The organism is Luteibacter sp. UNCMF331Sha3.1, assembly GCF_900109915.1.
GTDB lineage: Bacteria > Pseudomonadota > Gammaproteobacteria > Xanthomonadales > Rhodanobacteraceae > Luteibacter.
Genome location: NZ_FOBU01000002.1, coordinates 137,986 through 157,218 on the forward strand (window position 1 = coordinate 137,986; position 19,233 = coordinate 157,218).

The window sequence follows — 19,233 nt, forward strand, 5'->3', positions numbered from 1 at the left end:
ACCGCCGTCACGGGTCCTTCACGGGGCGTTCGGCATTAAGCACGGCTCCTGAGCGGACGGGTACGTCGCTCTTCTCCCTGGAAACAGGCGGAAGAGGGGCGTGCCCGTCCTCGTATCCGAAGGCCGTGCCGTGTCCCGAAAGCGAAAAGTCGCCCGCGCGTTTACAATGAATGCCTTAAGCGGGCAGGGTCCGTCGCGGGGATGACGAAGGCATGATTGAACGGATCGGATTCCGCTGGCGACTCGTCGGCCTGCTGGCCGCCGTGCTCGTCATCGTCGCGCTGCCGTACCTGGCGACGCGCTCGAGTGCCGAGGACGCCCTCAACTCCCGCGACTGGGTCACCCACACGGCCGACGTGAAGGGGTCGGTCTACCGGATGGCCGCGTCGCTGCGCAGCAGCGAGGCGGCGGTCTATGCCCGCCTGGCCGGCGCGCCGAACAATGCCGACCTCGACGAACGCGCCGTCGCGCCGCGGAAGCTCGTGCCGGGGTTGCTGGCCTCGCTGCGCGAGATGACGCGTGACAACCCGGAGCAGGTCGCGCGCATCGGTGCGCTGGAATCCCTCGCCAACGGGCGCATGGCCCTTACGGACCAGGCCCTGCAGCGCCTTCGCGCCAACGACCGCGACGGTGCGTTCGCGTCGATGGAAGACGCCCGCAACCTGTTCCCGATCCGCGAGCAGATCAAGGAAGTGCTGGACGAGGAGACGCGCCTGCTCGACAACCGTCGCTCGCAGGCGCGCAATCTGGCGACGAACAATCGTGCGGTGCTGCTGGTGGCCGCGCTGGCGCAGATCACCCTGCTCGCGATCGTGGTCGTGGTGTCCGAGCGCCAGATCGCCAGCCGTCTGCGCGCGGAATCGCGCGTGGCGGACGCGGTGCAGCGCTCGCAGCTGATCGTGCAGGCCGTGCGCGAGCCCATCGCGATGCTGGACAGGAACCTGCAGACGCTGCTGGTCAATACCGCTTTCGCGGAGCTTTACGGATTCGATCCCGAGCGCGACCAGAAGATTCCGCTGGGGAAGATCGGCAATGGCGCCTGGACGGACACCGCGCTGCTGCAGCGCCTCACCGATGTCATCGTCCGCGATCGCGAACTGTGGGACTACGAGCTCACGCAGCGCACCGTCGATGGCATCGACCGCTTCGTGGTGATCAACGCGCGCCGCATCGAGCAGCCGGACAGCGTGGATCCCGCGCTGCTGCTGACCGTCAGCGACATCACCGCCCGTGCGCTGGTGGAGCAGAAGGTCAACGAACTGAACCGCCAGCTCGAGGGCAAGTTCGAGCAGCTTTCGGACGTGAACCGCGAGCTGGAAGCCTTCAGCTATTCGGTGTCGCACGACCTGCGCGCCCCGTTGCGTCACATCTCGGGTTTCGCTGGCAAGCTCGAGAGCCAGCTGGGCGACAAGGTCGACGACCGTTCGCGCCATTACATCGATGTGATTCGCAGCTCGTCGCGCCGCATGGCGCAGCTCATCGACGACCTGCTGGTGTTCTCGCGCCTTGGCCGTGGCGCCTTGCGCCTGCAGCCGGTCGACATGCAGTCGCTGGTGGACGAAGCGCGTGCCCTCGTTGAAACCGACGCCAGCGGCCGCCATATCGAGTGGCGGATCGCGCCGATGCCCATCGTGGTCGGCGACGAGAACATGCTGCGCACCGTCTGGCAGAACCTGCTGGGCAACGCGGTGAAGTACACGTCGAACCGCGACAGGGCGCTGATCGAAGTGCTGCTGGCGCGGTCGCCCGCCGGCGACTACGAGTTCACCGTGCGCGACAACGGCGCGGGTTTCGACATGCAGTACGCGGGCAAGCTGTTCGGCGTGTTTCAGCGACTGCATCGTGCTTCGGAGTTCCCCGGCAACGGCATCGGCCTTGCCAATGTACGACGCATCATCGCCCGTCATGGCGGGCGCACGTGGGCCGAAGGCGAGACCGACGTCGGCGCGACTTTCCACTTTTCTCTACCGGCGTCGGATCTCACCGCCGCCCGAACGGGTGACACATGAACAAGCGCGACCTGCGCACGATCCTTCTCGTCGAAGACTCGATGGCCGATGCGGAAATGGCCATCGACGCCCTGCGCGAAGCGAACCTCGCCAATCCCGTGGTGCACGTCGAAGACGGCGTGGACTGCCTCGACTGGCTGCACCGCCGCGGCGCCTATGCGTCGCGCGAGGAAGGCGATCCGGCGGTGATCCTTCTCGACATCAAGATGCCGCGCATGGACGGGCTCGAAGTGCTCAGGAACCTGCGCAGCGAGGAGAAGTGGCGCCGCGTGCCGGTGGTCATCCTTTCGTCGTCGCGCGAAGAGAGCGACCTCGCGCGCAGCTGGGATCTCGGCGTGAACGCCTACGTGCTCAAGCCGGTGGACGTGCAGCAGTTCTTCACGGCCGTGCAGACGCTCGGCCATTTCTGGGCGGTCCTGAACCAGCGTCCCGAAGGCGAATAAGCGGAGCGACGACGAGGCATGGCTGGAATGGGCGGGCAAGGCCACAAGGTCAGGATTCTCCAGGTCGAGGACAACCCCCTCGACGCCGAGCTCGTGCTCGGTGAGCTGGACGACGACGGTATCGAATACGAGGTTCGCCTCGTCGACGACGAAGACGCGTACACGGCCGCGCTCGACACGTTCGAGCCGGAGATCGTGCTGTCCGACCTGAGCCTGCCCGCGTTCAGTGGCGAGCGCGCGCTGCAGCTCCTGCGTGAGCGCCGCTCCGACATTCCCTTCATCTTCATCTCCGCCACGTTGGGCGAAGAGGCCGCGATCGAAGCGCTGCGCAACGGCGCCACCGATTACATCCTCAAGCAGAACACGGTGCGCCTCGCGAGCGCGGTACGCCGTGCGTTGCGCGAAGCCGATGAACAACGCGCCCGCCAGCGCGCCGAACTCGAACTGATCCGCGCGCAGCGGTTCGAAAGCCTTGCCTTGCTGGCCGGCGGTCTGAGCCACGACCTGCGCAATCTCCTGCAGCCGCTGCTTCTCGCCGGCGACACGCTGGAAGACTACGCCGACGACCCGCGCCTCGCGCGCCTCGGCACGCTCGTGCGCGACTGCGGTCGCCGCGGTCTTGAAATGGTGTCGTCCATGCTGTCGTTCGCCCGCGGCGCCCGTCGCGCGGAGCGCGTGAAGCTCGGCGCGCTGCTCGAGGCGCTCAACCTGCTGTTGCAAGGGAGCGTGCCGCGTGCCGTGAAAATGGAGGTCGACGTCTTCGATCCCGAGGTCGCGTTCGAAGGCAACCACACCGAACTGCAGCAGTGCCTGCTCAACCTCAGCCTCAATGCGATGCAGGCGATGCCGGAAGGCGGCGTGCTGCGCATCGAGACCGACGTGGTGAGCCTCCCCGACGATTTCTTCGCCGAGGACGAAGCGAGCCTGCCCGGTCGCTACCTGCGCCTGTCCGTGATCGACACGGGGCAGGGCATGCCGCCGGACGTGTTGCAGCGCCTGTTCGAGCCGTTCTTCACCACGAAGGAGGCCGGTACCGGCCTGGGCCTGCTGTCGTGCAAGCGCATCGTCGCCAGCCACGGCGGCCTGATGCGCGTGCGCAGCCAGGTCGGCGTCGGTACCGAGTTCCACCTTTACCTGCCGCTGAAGACGGAAGAAGGCGAGCACGTGGATCCGCAGGTGATGGACGCCAGCCTGCAGGGCGAAGCCGAGCGCGTGCTCGTGGTCGTCGAAGAAGCCGTGCAGCTGTCGCTGCTGGTCGACACGCTCGACGCCTACGGCTACCAGGCCGGTGCGAGCCAGAGCGGCACCGCCGCGCTGCAATGGATCGAAGCGCACGGCGTGCCCGATCTCGTCGTCATGGATGCCGACATGAATCTCTTCACCGGCGTGCGCACGCTCGCGGCACTGCTCGAACACGGCTACAGCGGCGCGGTGCTCCTGCTCGCGCGGCCGGACTCGCCGCCGAATCTCGACGAACTGCCGCAGCTGGATCACCTGTACGTGATCGACAAGCCGGTGCAGTCGCGTGCGCTCCTGCGCAAGGTGCGCGAAGCGCTCGACGCGAGCGATAGCCAGGGCGGCTGACGGTAACCGGACGAAAGTCCGGTTTTTCAGATTTCTTCCATAGCCTGACCTCCGGTGCCCATTTAGCGTTGCGGGTAACGCAATGGGAGATCGGCATGGACCTCGAAACCTACGAACGTCGTCACCGACGCTTCGTCTATGGCTGCCTCATCGGACTCGGCACCCTCCTGCACCTGATGGTCGCGCTGCTGACCCTTGGCGCGCGCACGTCGTGCGCGTGGCCGCCGTGTCATACGTCGATGTGGTTCCATGCGTGGGCGTGGTTCTGGAGTGCCCCGGTATTCGTCACGCCATGGGTGCGGTTGCCGATCGAGGAGATGGGCTTTGGGTGGACGCCCGAGCTGGTGGCTTTCATGGTTCTCAATTCGATCGCGGCCGTCGCGTTGTTGCTTGTGGGTCTACTCGTAACGTTGCGCTTTGTGCATCGTATCAGGCGTCGTCATACCGATTCATCTTCGGTTTGAAGCTTTGCCATGGGTCAGTTGTCACCGCTACCTTTTCGCGTCGGTGCGTCGCCAGGCGTGGCTGCGATGTAGTGACGACCATCCCACGAACATGGCGGCATCCATGCTCATCACAGAGCTCCAGGTGTTCGTCGCCGTCGCGAGATACCGAAACCACCGGACGTGCGCGGGTACCCTGCTCGAGCACTTTCGTTATCTTGTGCGCGCCGATCTCATAAACAACTACCCAGTATGATGATCCAGAGGTCCACACGGTGATGAAGCGAGGCCTTTCGTCGATCGACGTCATTACGTAGAGAGGCGAAAAGCCGGAGCTGGCGCGATAAGTAGGGGCGTTAGCTGGGCACTCATCGACATAATGGACCTCAATGCTTGCAGCGGATTGCTGGTCGCGTTTGATGTCCAACTGAAACGTACATATAGGCTGTGCCTGCCTAGGGTGGGGGGTCCGCCATATCGCTGTGCTTGGATCCGAGTTGCTTTGCGCTACGGTCGTAAGTCGCGTCTGGTTACCGTCGAGGACGCACTTGTCGGCGACGGGCGCTCTGCGACTTGCCCGAAGCAGCCGCGACGCGATATAGGAATTGTTCCCGATTGACTTCAGGATTTCACGTTCGCTAGATTTTGCGAATGCCGGCGTGCGCCGGTGCACAGGGGAAACATGGAATGAGTTTGGACGTGCATGGCGCGGCGTTTTGCTGCGCGCGTTTTCGCGGGCGGGTGCCTCGCTCGCTCCTGAGGGTCACTGCTTCCTTGCTTCTCGTGCACGCAGCCGCCGTCGTCGCGCAGACGCAGCCCAACTCGACGCCGGAAGACGAATACAAGCGGTTGATCAAGGTCAACGAGGACATCCAGCCCTTGGGCGACACGCCGTTTGGCGAGCGCATCAGCCTCTACGATGGCAGCCTGTCCTTCGAACAGACCGATATCTCCGTTCCGGGGGCGCGGGCCGACGATTACTATCGGGCGCGTCTACCGCCAGCGCAGTGCAGACGAGCGCATCGACTTTGAGAAGCGGGCATTCGGCGACTGGGATATCGATATCCCGATGATCACCACGATCACGCCGTTGAAGTCGGGTCTGAGGGTTGGCTGGCTGGTCAACTCGACCAACAAGAAAGCCATCTGCACCTCGTTCCGGGAGCCGCCCAGCGTTCTGGGCATCAACGGAAATGCGACGTGGGAGCCAGCGAACTGGTGGTCCGGCTACCAGATGCGAATCCCCGGACAGGGCTCGCAGGAGCTGCTGTCCCGAGCTTCTGGCAACCTCGCTCAACCTAGCGGCACGTTCCCTGTCGTGACCAAGCAGAACTGGACCCTAGGGTGCATCCAGGAGTCCCGCGACGCGACTACGCAAGGCTTCCTCGCGTATGCACCGGACGGCACGAAATATTTCCTCAACCGACTGACCTATCGGTCTATGCCGGGCGTGAGCCGACCCTCGGGATCGGGACCCGCAGCACGTAGCAACGGAATGATGAGCCCGATGGGCTTCGTCGAGGATCTTCTGAATCGCGAAGAAGGCCGGATGCTCGTGACCCGCACCGAGGATCGCTTCGGCAGCGCGATCAGTTACAGCTACGACGCGGCCGACCATCTCACCAACATCGATAGCGATGACGGCCGTCATGTCGTTCTGGCTTACGACGGTGATCGGGTTTCGACGATTACGGTGCAGGGCGGTGCAGCGGGTAACAGGGTCTGGCGCTACGGCTATGTGCCCAACGGAACGGTGACCCAGCTCGCATCGGTGACGCAGCCGGACCAGTCGTCTTGGTAGTTCAATCTCAAGCCGTTCAACGACAGCTACGTGAATATGGAGGATCAGCCCAGCTCTTGCGACATGCTTGGCACGCCGGTCAACGCTTTGCAGTCCTATACGGCGTCCATGACGCATCCGTCCGGCCTTGCCGCTAGTTTCACGGTCCACCCGACGAGGCGTGGACGCTCGGCAGTGTCGAGGGTTTGCCGAGCCGCGCCCGGCGCGCCGTCAAATCCGACTGCGGCTGGCACCTACGCGTATACGCCCAATGCCTACTACTCGATGGCGATCACCCAGAAACAGTTTTCGGGTGCGGGCATCGGGACACAGACCTGGCAATACAGCTATTCGCCGTCGAACGAAAGCTGGAGTGTCAACTGCGCCGGCGGATGCGTCAATACCGTCTGGACTAAGGTCGTCTATCCGGACGGGCACGCAGAGCGAAGCAGCTTCAGCAACAGGTACGACTACAGCGAGAGCCTGCTGCTTTCCGAGGAAGTCTTCGAGGGTGAGGTCGACGTCAGTCGTCGTCGGCAACTTACGGAGTATGGGTACGTTAGCCCGGTCGCAGGGGCCGATGCACGTAACTCGAAGTATCCGTCACCTTGGGGGACTACACCGGGATCGCGCATGAACGATGCGCAGATACAGAATCACATCCCCATGGGTTCACGTGTCGTCACCATCGATGACGATCCGAACCCGGCCGACCCACGTGGTGATGACCAATTCGTATGGAACGTGCTGGAATTCGACGGGTTTGCCAGGCCATACGATGTACAGCGCTATAACAACTTCGGGTATGGCGTACGCGAGCGGACGGACTTCCTGGATGACAATGCGCGGTGGGTGCTTGGGATGCCGCTGCAGAGTACGAACGTGACCACCGATGAAGTGGTGAGTCGGAACGTCTACGACGGCAACAGTATGCTCGCGGAGCGGTACCGTTTCGGCCGGAAAGTCATGGGGTACTCGTTCGATGCGGCAGGCCAGTTGGCCAGCTTTACGGACGGCAACGGCAAGACGACGTTTCTAGGCAATTACAAGCGTGGCATCCCTCAGTCGATCAATTACCCTGATTCGCGTACGCAGTCCATCGGCGTGGATGACCTGGGCCAGATCGCTTCGATTACGAATCAGGCAGGTGCCACCACATCGTACGGCTATGATCCCATTGGCAGGCTCGCGGGCATCGACTATCCGGGCGGCGATTCCGTGGCTTGGGCGCCCAGGATATTTCAGTACAGTTTCGTTGGTGCCGCCCGCGGTGTGAACGGCGCGCACTGGGTACGCACAGTCACCCAAGGCAACAAGTTCCAGCGCACCGATTTCGACGCCATGCTGCGCCCTGTCATGTCGGGTACGGCTCGGGCGAGTGACCAGGCTTTCTATGTCTCGGCTCGCACCGATTTCGACTGGAACGGTCGCAAGACCTTCGCATCCTATCCGGTCGATGGCTATGTCGATCTTCAGAACATTGGCGCCGGCGTTGGAACGACGTACGACGTACTGGGCCGCGTGGTCCGCACGGTTCAGGCGTCGGAGCTGGGCAACCTCACCACGACAACGGATTACCTCTCGGGTGGGGCGAAGCGCGTAACGGATCCAAAGGGCAATCCGACGACCAGCTGGTTCCAGACGTTTGACCAGGCCTCGTTCGACCACGTCGTCAAAGTCATCGCGCCCGAGGGAGTCGTGCAGACGATTTCCCGCGACATCTTCGGTAAACCTACGGAGATCACGCAGGGGGGCGGTGGTACTTCACTGACGAAGACGATGAAGTACGACGGCGAGCATCGCCTCTGCCGTACGTGGGAACCGGAGTCCGGCAGCGAGATCATGGCCTACGACGGTGCCGACAATCTCGCGTGGAGCGTATCTGGCGCCTCGTTCAATGGAGCGGGCTGCGGTCAGGACCAGGTGGCTGAAGCCGCGAAGACTTCGCGTGGTTATGACGCTATGAATCGCGTGACCTCGGTGGTGTATCCGACCGGTACGCAGCCGAGCACCTTCACGTATGATCCTCTCGGCAATCCGGCGACCGCGACCTCGGGACTGGTCAGCTGGACCTTCGGCCGCAACAAGCTCGGTTTGATGACGGCCGAAGTGCTTGCCGTCGACGGATGGAGTTGGGCCTTGGGCTACGGCTACGATCCGAACGGAGCGCTGAGTACCGTGCTGTATCCGGACGGAGAGATCGTTTCCTACAATCCCGATGCACTTGGGCGGCCGACGACCGCAGGTGCCTATGCCGGAGGCGTGGGCTACTTCCCCGACGGTGACGTCAAGTCGTTCGGGCTCGGTAATGGCACGCTTTACAGTGCGGAAAAGAACCCGCGCAATCTGCTGAAGAGCTTCACTTATGCACGGAACACCGTACGTGTCGTGAGCGAAGGCTTTGCTTACGACGCCAACGGGAACGTGAGCGGGATCTGCGACGATTTCGTCTACGACGCTAACGGGAATGTAGACAGCACGTGCGGACTTACCGGTCACGGTCAGCGATCGAAGACCATGACCTACGATGGCCTCAATCGCCTCCTCAGTGCGACAGCGATCAACCTGTGGGGCACGGAGTCATACACTTACGACACGCTGAACAATATTCGGTCCCTTACCAGTGGCGGCGTCACCAACAACTACGGGTACGACGGATCCAATCTCCTCAGGTCTATTAGCGTAGCGGCGAATCCGATTCACACGTTCGACTACGATGCGCGCGGGAATACGATCAACAAGGACGGCCAGCAGCTCAACTTCGACATGGCAAACCGCCTGACGTCGATCCCGACCAAGGGTGAATACACGTACGACGCCGCGGGTCGCCGTGTGAAGAAGGTTGCGGCCGGCGCGACGACGTACTACGCGTACAACAGCGCCGGTCAGTTGATGTGGGAATACGACGCTGCCACGACGAACGGAACGAATTACGTCTATCTAGGCAAGAAACTCGTCGCCAACGTCAAGGGGCCAACCTCGAAGATCATGGGTGTCTTCGATGGGGTGACGTTCGATGGCAATACAGCCTACCTTGGAGGTTGGGTCTGTTCGTCCGGCCTGGATCGATCGGTAGACGTGCATGTCTACGTAGGCGATGTGGGTGCCGCTGCGACATTCGTGCAGGCGGCGACGGCGAACCTGGCCAGCGAGCCCGCCCTCCGCACGCTGTGCCATGCGAACGGAAACGCCTATCGCTTCAGGATCCCGCTTTCCGAAGAAGTTCGCACTGCTCGTGTCGATCAGGCCATCTCGATCTACGGTATCTCGCCTGTCGGCAACAACAACAACGCACTCGATAACTCCGGGAACGTATTCTTGCCGGCGGCGACGGCGGCGCCGAGTTCACCAGCTTCCGTCAGCGCGACCGCTCCTGGCGACCAATCGACCATCAGCGTTACATGGGCGGCATCGACCAACGTAAGCAGCTACGCTGTCGAGCGTTCCTACAACGGCCAGCCGTGGGTAACGCTCTGGACCGGCGCGGCGACCTCCGCGGCGTTCGGCGGAGCAGTAGACGGTGCGTATGTCTTTCGCGTCAGAGCATGCAATGCGCAAGCTTGCGCTGCCCGCGTGAAATCGAACACGGTCACCGTCGCTCACATCCCCCCTGCACCCCCGGGCCTCACTGTTCCCGGGACCTCGTCAGGAAGCGTTGGAATCAGCTGGGGAGCGGCAAGCTGGGCCACGTCGTATCAGGTCGAGCATACCTACGACGGTAACTGGTCGCAGATCTACAACGGCACCTCTACGTCCTTCACCATGAATGAAGCGATCACCGCTGGCTGGTATTACCGGGTTCGCGGCTGCAACGTGAATGGCTGCGGTCCATATTCCACCAGTGCAGGCGTGTCGGTGACGATTCCCCCGCAGGTTGCTCCTCCCATTTTCGGCGGCGGCGCGAATCACTCGGGGTCGTACACGATCTCGTGGAATGGCGTAGCAGGGGCGACCGTTTACAACCTTGTCGAGTCGGCGAATGGTGGCGGTTGGCAGCAGGTTGCGTACGGATCAGGCGGTGCCTGGTCGACGGGCGGCAGGCCGAACGGTACTTACGCTTATATGGTTCAGGCTTGCAACGCGGGTGGATGCAGTAGCTGGAGCGCTCAAGCGGTGGTCGTGGTGACCTTGCCGCCGACGACTCCTGGCATGCCTTCGGTAACTCAGTCAGGCCCATCCAATAAGCCTGTTGTTAGAGTGGCCTGGACCGCTCAGACCTACGCAACCCGATATGAAGTAATGGAAACGCTGCCCTCGGGATACTCCGAGATCATCCAAGGCACGACGGGAACGTTCATTACGTTCGTTAGGTTCTTTACGGGATCGCTGTCGTACAAGGTGCGTGCGTGTAACGACGTGGGGTGCTCGCCGTGGGGTCCGAGCAGAAGCATCGGTCTGGTTTCGGGAGGGTGATATGAAGGCGAAGGCGAAAGTGAAACCTCGACAGCTCGTGCGACTTAGTGTTCATCGCAGAAATCGATTCTTGGCGCTGTGCACTCTCGGTGCTGCTTGCCTTTTCATTGGTCCGCAAGCGTTCGCAGAACGCCGAGTCACATACTATTACGTCGATGCTCAAGGCTCGCCTTTGGCAGAGGCGGACAGTGCCGGAGTTGTGACGGATGTACTTGACTATCATCCATACGGCGCATCTGCAATTGGCAACGAGACCGATTCGCCTCGATATACGGGCCATCTGTTCGATTCCGGTACGGGGCTTCTTTATATGCAGCAGCGCTACTACGACGCGATAGTAGGAAGATTTCTCAGCGTGGATCCCATACGACAGGGTTCACGGCGCATGAGGAGGTCCTCGAGATACGGATACGCTGACGGCAACCCCTTCAGTTTCACCGATCCGGACGGGAGAGATACATACGCGCTCGGCGTTGGCGGCGCCGCCTCTTGGCTAGGAGGTGTCTCGGCGCAAGGTCAGTTGACAGTCAGTATACCGAGCTCCAATCCTGTAACGTGGCGAATGGGGATTCTCGGTTCCATCGGAGGTACCGCAGGCACTCAGTTGGGCGTTGGGCTTAGCGCTGTGGCTAGTTGGTCGGAAGCAAATTCGGCAGAGGAGATGGCCGAGGATGGAGGTGATGCTTCGGCAGGAGGGTCCGTAAATATTGGTCCGGTGGCGTTCGGCTATGAGCAAAGTATGTGTAGCGAATGTTTGACAACTAGATCGGTCAGTCTCGGCGGGAGGCTTACCCCGCTTCCATTTGAAATTCACACCACGGTTGCAAAGTCGGCTGGCATTACCTTGATCGGGACCACGCCAGCCCCCCGACTGTCACAGTTGGACCACTTCAGGACGTTACTCCTAAATCCGTTCCACCCGATCCTGTAGAGCAACCAGTCGATTGAAACAACGACGTTTAAGGGGGGGCATAACTCGTGAGTGCAGGTGAATGGGGCTTCTTTATCGGACTGACGCCGGGGGCGATCTTGGCGATAAAGAACATGGTTTACTTTCAGAAAGTCATCAATCGCGCGGAGTCAATTGCTAGGGCTAGCGGGCAGCTCCTCGACTTCAACCTATCGAGTGAACTCAAAAGTGACTTTCTCTTGCGCCCCAGTCGCCTTATTAAGGCCAATGACAGCCCGGCGATTGTGGAGGCGAAAACGTGTCTCTTGGAGGCGAGACGCGGCGTCTTACGCAGGCATGCCCTCGCATTTGCTTACATCGCGATCGGAGCATTCGTCGGCATGGTGAGCGCCATTGCTCTGAGTGAGCACCTCTAGGTGCATCAGTTGCGATTGATCATGTCCCTATCTTAAGGACGATAAGTCCATCATGTGCCTTCTGCGCAAGGTGCGGGAAGCGCTCGACGCGAGCGACAGTCAGGGCGCCTGTGTAACGACCCACTGAAATCCTGCGCAGGTGTTACTTTCCCAAGAGAGCACACCCATGAGCATCGTGATGGAAGAAGAGATCAAACGCTGGACGGCCCGCCGAAAGTCGGCACTGGTGCTGGAAGTGATCCAGGGCAAGACGTCGATATCGGAAGCCAGTCGCCAGTTCGACCTGCCGCCCTCTGAGATCGAAGGCTGGGTCGAAGACGCCAAGCGCGGCATGGAGAACGCCCTGCGCGCCAAGCCGGAAGATGTTCGCGAGCAGTACGAGCGGCAGCTGAAAGACCTCCAGGAAGCCTACGGTGAGGCCATGCTGGAACTGCGCGCACGAAAAAAATTGAACTCCCTGCTGGGCAAGGACGAGACCTGATGGTTTCACTTCAGCAGGGACTGCGTGCCGATGGCTTCGATGTCTCGATGGCCCAGCTGCGCCGCTGGTTTGGCGTGGCGCGTCGGACGGTCTATTACCGTCCCACCAAGGCGCCCCCGAAGGTACAGGAGGCTCTCGCTGCGCCGGTCAAGACCTTGATCGAGGCCGAGCCCTCGTTCGGCTACCGGACGGTCGCCGGACTCCTGGGCATGAACAAGAACACGGTCCAACGCATCTTCCAGCTCAAGGGCTGGCAGGTGCGCAAACGTCCCGTCGGCCAACGGCCGCGTATCCAGGCATTGCCGTCGGTCGCTACTCAGCCGGACGAGCGTTGGTCGACGGACCTGTGTCGCGTGTGGGGCGGTAAGGATGGATGGCTGAGTCTGGCCTTGGTGATGGACTGCCACACTCGCGCACTATTGGGCTGGCACCTGTCACGCAGTGGCAAGGCAAGCACGGCGGCGGGTGCCTTGGAACAAGCCCTGATCCGTCGGTTCGGCACGCTGGGAAGGGTCGACAAGCCGTTCCTGCTTCGATCGGACAACGGCCTGGTCTTCACCAGCCGGAAGTACACAAGTCTGGTCCGCAGCTATGGCTTGCAACAAGAGTTCATCACGCCGCACTGCCCGCAGCAGAACGGCATGGTCGAGCGGGTCATGCGCACGCTGAAGGAGCAATGCGTACACCGCCATCGATTCGAAAGTCTGACTCACGCGATGCATACGATCGGTGACTGGATCCACTTCTACAACCACCGGCGACCGCATCAGGCGCTGAAAATGAAAACACCCGCCGAGGCTTATGCTTTAGCGGCCTGACCTGTGCAGGAAGTGCTGGGTCATTACAGACTTGCCATCAAAATAGCGAAGCGATTTTCTCTCTCGGCATTATTCTATGTCAGACGCCTGTGACGACCTGATTAGATTTGGACGAGTAGCCTATGCTACGGCTCCGGCTATTCGAAAAATGCTCGACGGCGGATTCAATCTGGTGGGCGAGGCTTTCGGCGGCGCGGATTTGCGCGTTGATGAACGGATGCCGTCGTGGCTCGAATTCATGAACGAGATCTCCGAATGGACTTTCGGATCCGCTTACGTCAGGAGTGGTGGCAGCTTGAAGGGATTCGGTCGGTCTAGAGCTAGGATCGATGAGCGTCTCGCTTCCGTCGGCGTGACCTATGACGATGTCATGTCGGGGGCACGAAGCGAGCGCGTTGAGGACGTGATCAACGGGACGCCGTGGCTTTGGGGGTTCAGCGAGGCGAGGCGCGCCAAAACCTCTTGGGGACGTGATGCCGAAGAAGAGCGTCACAGACAAGCTTCGATAATGGGTGTCGTCCGGGAATCGTTGATCCCCGATGTCAAAAGCGTCTACAAGCGCTTCGCTTCGTTTTGCAAGGCATGGGGGTTCGTGCCCAAAGGCGCGGTATTGAACATGCCGTTTGTGCTTCATCGGCCAGCGACGACTGGGATAGGCGTGTTCTTGGCGATCACGTTTCGGTCGAATCGTATGGTTCCGTTCCCGGCGTGGTTTGAGCTGCATGTCATGCCCGACATCGACTATATGCAGTTGGATCCTGCGTTCGCCGCTCCGTACAGGCTTGGTCTGCAGTTTCACTCGCTCACGCGTCTTGGTACGTGGGGCGCTTACGCAACCACCGAAAACTCTGCCGAGCTTGAGGTGTGCCTCCGGGCGCACGAGACATTCCTGGAGGGTGCTATGCCAACGATAATCGGGGTTTGCGATGGTCGAATCTAACCTCTTTCAACAATGAGGCCGAAGACATGTCGATGATTGGGCGCTTCCTGTGCGTCGACGCCGTCCGCGGTAGGAAGCTTGCATCCGACGAAGCCGAGCGAGCAGACTTGCTGGCCGAGATGGAGGGTAGTGGCGAGCATGCATTTGATGCCAATAAAGCCTGGCACGGTATGCATTACGCGCTTGTCGGTTCCGCAATGCCGAATGAGAACGTTCTGTCGCTCGTGATCTTCGGCGGCGACGAGTTTGGTGACGATCTCGGCTATGGGCCACCTCGATATATGGATCCCGAGACGGTGCGCGCGTTGTCGTCCGCGCTCGACGGAGTCGATGTGGCGCGCATCGTGGAAGAGCTCGACCTCGAGGCGATGGATGCCGCGGACGTCTATCCCGGGAAGTGGGCCGAGAACGCGGAGTGGAGCCGGGGCTACATCGGCGAATACTTGACCCCGCTCCGCGATTTCTACCGTGTCGCCGCGATACGTGGTGACGGAGTCGTACTCTGGCTGATCTGAGCCCATATAGCCAAGCGATTTCAAGGGCGACCACGAGGATGGTGCTTGGTGACCGCGTTAACGCCGGAAGAGAGGTCGCTGCTCGTTCACCTGATGCGGAAAGCGGAGCTTCCTTACTCGGACGATGCGTGGCTGGACGGCCTTCTCAAGGTTCCCGTCGGACCCGGACGTAGCAGCTTCATACTGGTGCGCATGGCGGACCGTGACTACGACCAGTTGGCCTCGGACGTCGACTTTATCGACGCGGACGGGGTGCACGTGCTGGCGTCGCTGTTCATCGATCGTGAGCGCGTGCAGTACGAGGTCGAGATATGGAAGGCGGACGATACGCCGTTGATTCGTTTGCCGATGTTCCCTGACGGCATCGAACTGTCATCAGGAAGCGTGGAAAGCGTATCGAGAGGCGATTACCGGCGTCTCTCCGTCCTCTTCCTCGCTCTTGGTCTCATCGCAGCGGGAGCGTTCGTTTGGGCAATGGGCTTCCTTGGATGAGCGAAGATGATGAAGGGGGTGGATGGTGAGTGCGGGTGAGTGGGGGTTCTTTCTAGGCGCTGCGCCGGGTGTGTACTTCACCGTCAGGAATATGATCCGTTTTCAGCGCGTCATCAGTGCGTCGGAGGCGCTTGCCTGGAAGCACGGGGAGCTGCTGGACTTCAATCTGTCCTTTTCGCTGAAGGCTGACTTTCTGCTCCGTCCTGCGCGTTTCATAAAGCCGGATGACAGTGCTGCGCTAAGGGAGGCGAAGCAAAACCTGCTTGCCGCGCGGCGTCGGGTTCTTGTGAGGCACGCTCTGGGGGCGGTCTTCATCGTGATCGGTGCGTTCATTGGTAGCTTTTCGGCTGTTGCTATCGCGCGGGACTACTGACGGGGCGTGAGGGGTGCGGGGCTTCGTCGGGCGCGCTGTCGCGAGCCCCTTCGCGCGCGAGCGCGCTCCCACACCATCGTTCTGGCTTTTGGCTGCGGGCTCGTCTTAGTCTGCTGGAGGCAGTCGTGTACGCGTTTCGACGGTCGATCTATGTGTGCCTGATCGGCTCGCTCTTCGCGGGAGGTCTTTACGCTCTCGACGAAGGAATGGCGGTGGGGCTCAAGATCTTTCTTGCGTACGCCCTGGTGTTCTTGCTGGCGACCATGTGGGAGTTTCGGCGCGCCTTGGCGAAGGCGTGGCGTCGGCGTGGCGGGAGGTTGTGAGGCCTCCGCGGGAGGCGCTTTCGCGAACACCCATCGCGCGCGAGCGCGCTCCCACAAAATCAGGCGATGGGCGCTCGTGTCGAGCGCCGTCGATCAGTCGATGCCCAGCTTCTTCAGCTTGTAGCGCAGGGCGCGGAAGGTGATGCCGAGTTTCTTGGCTGTCGCGGTCTTGTTGTAGCGGGACTCTTCCAGCGCCTTGATGATCGTGTCGCGTTCGATGTTGGAGATGTAGTCTTCCAGCGAATCGGTAGCGGCGACGCGTGCGGCCTGCGGTGCCTGCGCGGCGTCGGCGAGCACGGCCTGCACCGCCGGTGCGGTGGTTGCGGTCGGGGCGCGCTGCGGCAGCATCAGGTCGTCGGCTTCGATGGTGTCACCTTCGCACATCGCCATCGCGCGTTCGAGGATGTTTTCCAGTTCGCGGACGTTGCCGGGGAAGTGATACGCCTCGAGCGCGGCGAGCGCGTCGGGTTGCAGCTTGCCGACGGGGCCGCCCGATTCCGTGGCGAGCTGGCGCAGCACGAACTCGGCCAGACGCGGGACATCGCCGCGGCGCTCGCGCAGCGGCGGCACGCGGAGTTCGATGACATTGATGCGGTAGAAGAGATCCTGACGAAACAGGCCCTGCTCGACGAGCGCGGCGAGGTTCTTGTGCGTGGCCGAGAGGATGCGCACGTCGACGGGGATCTCGTCGCGGCCGCCGATGGGGCGCACGGCTTTTTCCTGGATCGCGCGCAGCAGTTTCACCTGCATGTGCAGCGGCAGTTCGGCGACCTCGTCGAGGAAGAGCGTGCCGCCCTGCGCGGCCTGGAACAGGCCTTCCTTGTCCGCGTGGGCGCCGGTGAAGCTGCCCTTGCGGTGGCCGAAGAACTCGCTTTCCATCAGCTCGGACGGAATGGCGCCGCAGTTCACCGGCACGAACGCGCCGGCGGAGCGCGGGCCCAGTTCGTGGATGAGGCGGGCGACCAGTTCCTTGCCCACGCCGGACTCGCCGCCGATGTAGACCGGCGCCTGGTTGCGGGCGAGCTTGGCGATCTTGCCGCGCACTTCGGTCATGGCGGCGGAATCGCCGATGAGGCGGTCCGCGCCTGGCACCGTCTTGCTGCCCGCATCGGCCTTGCGTTCCTCGGAGAGGCGCAGCGCGGTGCGGACGAGGCGGCGGAGCAGGTGGATGTCGACCGGCTTCGACACGAAGTCGAACGCGCCGGCCTTCAGGGCGTTCACGGCGGCGTCGACGTTGCCATAGGCGGTGATCATCGCGACCGGCATGTCCGGGAAGCTGCCGGCGATCAGTTCGATGATCTCCTGGCCGCTGCCGTCGGGCAGGCGCATGTCGGTGAAGCACAGGTCGTAACGACGTGCTGCCAGTGCGCTCCGCGCTTCGTTGACGCTCCCCACGGCGTCGACGTCGAGTTCCATTCGACCGAGAGTGATGGTCAGCAACTCGCGGATGTCCCGTTCGTCGTCGATGACCAGTACGGTCTGCTTGCTCATTGGGTCCGAATGCTTCGGTTAGTGGTGCAAATGTAACCGCCCTGCGGACGGACGCATAGGGCGCCCGTCACGCGGTGGCGGCCACGGGGGCCGTCGCGGCGGTGCGCGCGGGCGGGGTGAGGCTGATGCGGAAGCAGCTGCCGCCACCCGCCACGCGCACGTATTCGAGGGCCGCCTGGTTGGCCTCGGCCATCTGCCGCGCGAGGTAAAGGCCGAGGCCCGTGCCGTATTCGTGCGTGGTGAAGAAGGGTTCGAAGATCTGCGCGGCCACCTTCGGCGGGATGCCCGGGCCGCGATCGATCACTTCGAGGATGGGGATGCCGGCGTCGGAATGGCGCGCCACCAGCATCACGCGCGCCGGCTCGCCGGGCATGCGACCGTAGCGCAGCGCGTTCTGCACGAGGTTCCAGATCACCTGTTGAAGGTGCTGCGGGTCGGCGACCGCGGCGACGGGCTCGCTGCCGGACACGGCGCGGAGGATGTCGGAACCGAGATCGTTGCCCTGCCGGTATTCGGTCACGAAGTGGTGCACCCAGCGACCGAGGTCGAGCGTCTCGGGCCGCGAGCGCTCGCGGCGGGACAGCTGCAGGATGTTTTCGATGATCTCGTTGAGACGGGAGCAATGGTTGTTGATGATCTCGACCATGCGCAGGTCGGCGTCGTTGAGATCGGTGGATTCCGCGAGCAGCTGCGCCGAATAATGGATGGCGGCCAGCGGGTTGCGGATTTCATGGGCGATGGAGGCGGAGAGGCGGCCCAGCGAACTCAGCGTCAGTTCTTCCGCGCGGCGAGACACGAGCGAGGTGTCGTCGAGGAAGATCAGCACGTGCGAATCGTCGTTGGGGGCCAGTCGCGAGAAGCGCGGAATCACCTCGGGCGTGCCGTCGGCCAGCATCGTCGCGCTCTCGTCGAGCTTGCCCGAGGTGCGCCAGTGATACAGGCGGCGGGACAGCTCGGGCGCGAGCGAGCCGAGGTCGCGCTGGTCGGCCGAGGGGTTGCCCATCAGCATCCATGCCGATTCGTTGAGCTGGTGGATACGGTTGCCCTCGTCCACCAGCAGCACGCCGGTCTTCATGCGGCGGATGATCAGTTCGTTGACCTGCGACAGGTTCGCCAGGTCGATGCCGCGCTGTTCGGCCAGCGCTTCGGAGGCCCGGATATTGCGCCCCAGCACGTAGCACAGCGATGCGCACGCGAAATACGCCGCGCCGAACAACCCGTATTCGGCGTACTCGCGGTCGGTCGTGTCGAAGGTGGCGAAGTCGAAGACGGAATGGCCGAGCATCGCCAGCGTCGCTAGCGCGGCGAAGAACATCGATAGCCGGAAGGGCAGCAGCAGCGCCCCCGTGGCGATGTTCACCGCGAGCATCATCGCCACGCCCATCCGCACGTCGTGCATGAGGATCAGGGCGAGCAGCGCCGCGGCCACGTCCAGGGCCAGGCCCACCGATACCATCAGCACCGGGCGATGCAGGGTCTGCCGTGTACGGGCCACCATGACGAGGGCGGCCAGCAGGTAGGCCATGGCGAATACCCGGGCGATCACCGGCTCCGGCAGGGCCGGCCAGTTCATGTGCTCGGGGCGGAACGCCAGCGCCGTGTAGACCGCCGCCTGCCCCAGCCGGAAGTAATTGAAAAAGAAGAGTTCGTGGCGGGACGAGCCGTGGCTCGCGTTGGCGCGGGTGCCGATGGTCGACGCGGGCGTGGACACCTTGATGCTTCTCCGCCAGGGGCCCCCCGGGGCCGTGGATGACCGCCAGTATAGGGGGCCCGACCGCCCCGGCAACCCGTCCGGCGGAGAT

General features: G+C 62.4%; 16 protein-coding genes. 14 read left to right on the forward strand and 2 right to left on the reverse strand.

The features are described 5' to 3' along the window. Nucleotides 1–212: 212 nt before the first annotated feature. The 14 genes from BMX32_RS08895 to BMX32_RS08965 all read left to right on the forward strand — a co-directional run bounded on the left by BMX32_RS08895 (nucleotide 213) and on the right by BMX32_RS08965 (nucleotide 15,617). Nucleotides 213–2,009, forward strand: a complete 1,797-nt coding sequence (locus tag BMX32_RS08895) for a sensor histidine kinase (protein WP_029213756.1) — start codon at nucleotides 213–215, stop codon at nucleotides 2,007–2,009. Further along, nucleotides 2,006–2,452: a response regulator gene (locus BMX32_RS08900; protein WP_089977529.1), complete on the forward strand. Its 447-nt coding sequence runs from the start codon at nucleotides 2,006–2,008 to the stop codon at nucleotides 2,450–2,452. The genes BMX32_RS08895 and BMX32_RS08900 overlap by 4 nt, the downstream gene beginning before the upstream one ends. Before the next feature lie 18 nt (nucleotides 2,453–2,470). After that, nucleotides 2,471–4,036 carry an ATP-binding response regulator gene (locus tag BMX32_RS08905; RefSeq protein WP_244511480.1) on the forward strand — a complete coding sequence of 522 codons (1,566 nt, stop codon included), beginning with the start codon at nucleotides 2,471–2,473 and terminating at the stop codon, nucleotides 4,034–4,036. 95 nt (nucleotides 4,037–4,131) lie between these two features. After that, on the forward strand, nucleotides 4,132–4,500 hold the full coding sequence (locus tag BMX32_RS08910; protein ID WP_089977533.1) for a hypothetical protein: 369 nt from the start codon (nucleotides 4,132–4,134) through the stop codon (nucleotides 4,498–4,500). Nucleotides 4,501–5,166: 666 nt separating this feature from the next. Next, entirely contained in the window at nucleotides 5,167–5,511 is a 345-nt protein-coding gene (locus BMX32_RS08915) for a hypothetical protein (RefSeq protein WP_089977539.1), read from the forward strand. Nucleotides 5,512–5,548: 37 nt separating this feature from the next. Beyond that, on the forward strand, nucleotides 5,549–6,280 hold the full coding sequence (locus BMX32_RS18440; RefSeq protein WP_139206698.1) for a hypothetical protein: 732 nt from the start codon (nucleotides 5,549–5,551) through the stop codon (nucleotides 6,278–6,280). 36 nt (nucleotides 6,281–6,316) lie between these two features. Next, entirely contained in the window at nucleotides 6,317–10,672 is a 4,356-nt protein-coding gene (locus BMX32_RS08925; RefSeq protein ID WP_089977546.1) for a hypothetical protein, read from the forward strand. 978 nt (nucleotides 10,673–11,650) lie between these two features. After that, nucleotides 11,651–11,998, forward strand: coding sequence for a hypothetical protein (locus tag BMX32_RS08935; protein ID WP_089977554.1), 348 nt, complete (start codon nucleotides 11,651–11,653; stop codon nucleotides 11,996–11,998). 166 nt (nucleotides 11,999–12,164) lie between these two features. Continuing rightward, nucleotides 12,165–12,479, forward strand: a complete 315-nt coding sequence (locus BMX32_RS08940; RefSeq protein ID WP_089977558.1) for a DUF1153 domain-containing protein — start codon at nucleotides 12,165–12,167, stop codon at nucleotides 12,477–12,479. After that, entirely contained in the window at nucleotides 12,479–13,297 is an 819-nt protein-coding gene (locus tag BMX32_RS08945) for an IS3 family transposase (protein ID WP_170843618.1), read from the forward strand. The genes BMX32_RS08940 and BMX32_RS08945 overlap by 1 nt, the downstream gene beginning before the upstream one ends. A 148-nt stretch (nucleotides 13,298–13,445) precedes the next feature. Beyond that, nucleotides 13,446–14,237, forward strand: a complete 792-nt coding sequence (locus BMX32_RS08950) for a hypothetical protein (protein WP_089977564.1) — start codon at nucleotides 13,446–13,448, stop codon at nucleotides 14,235–14,237. Between the two features lie 26 nt (nucleotides 14,238–14,263). Further along, nucleotides 14,264–14,752: a YfbM family protein gene (locus tag BMX32_RS08955; protein WP_089977568.1), complete on the forward strand. Its 489-nt coding sequence runs from the start codon at nucleotides 14,264–14,266 to the stop codon at nucleotides 14,750–14,752. A 48-nt stretch (nucleotides 14,753–14,800) separates the two neighbouring features. Beyond that, nucleotides 14,801–15,244, forward strand: a complete 444-nt coding sequence (locus BMX32_RS08960; protein WP_139206700.1) for a DUF6984 family protein — start codon at nucleotides 14,801–14,803, stop codon at nucleotides 15,242–15,244. Between the two features lie 91 nt (nucleotides 15,245–15,335). Then, nucleotides 15,336–15,617 (forward strand): hypothetical protein, encoded by a 282-nt coding sequence (locus BMX32_RS08965; protein ID WP_139206701.1) that lies wholly within the window; start codon nucleotides 15,336–15,338, stop codon nucleotides 15,615–15,617. 416 nt (nucleotides 15,618–16,033) lie between these two features. Here BMX32_RS08965 and BMX32_RS08975 read toward each other — a convergent pair whose 3' ends face one another. After that, nucleotides 16,034–17,431: a sigma-54-dependent transcriptional regulator gene (locus BMX32_RS08975; RefSeq protein WP_029213751.1), complete on the reverse strand. Its 1,398-nt coding sequence runs from the start codon at nucleotides 17,429–17,431 to the stop codon at nucleotides 16,034–16,036. Nucleotides 17,432–17,498: 67 nt separating this feature from the next. Further along, nucleotides 17,499–19,142 (reverse strand): sensor histidine kinase, encoded by a 1,644-nt coding sequence (locus BMX32_RS08980; RefSeq protein ID WP_244511481.1) that lies wholly within the window; start codon nucleotides 19,140–19,142, stop codon nucleotides 17,499–17,501. Nucleotides 19,143–19,233 lie beyond the last annotated feature (91 nt).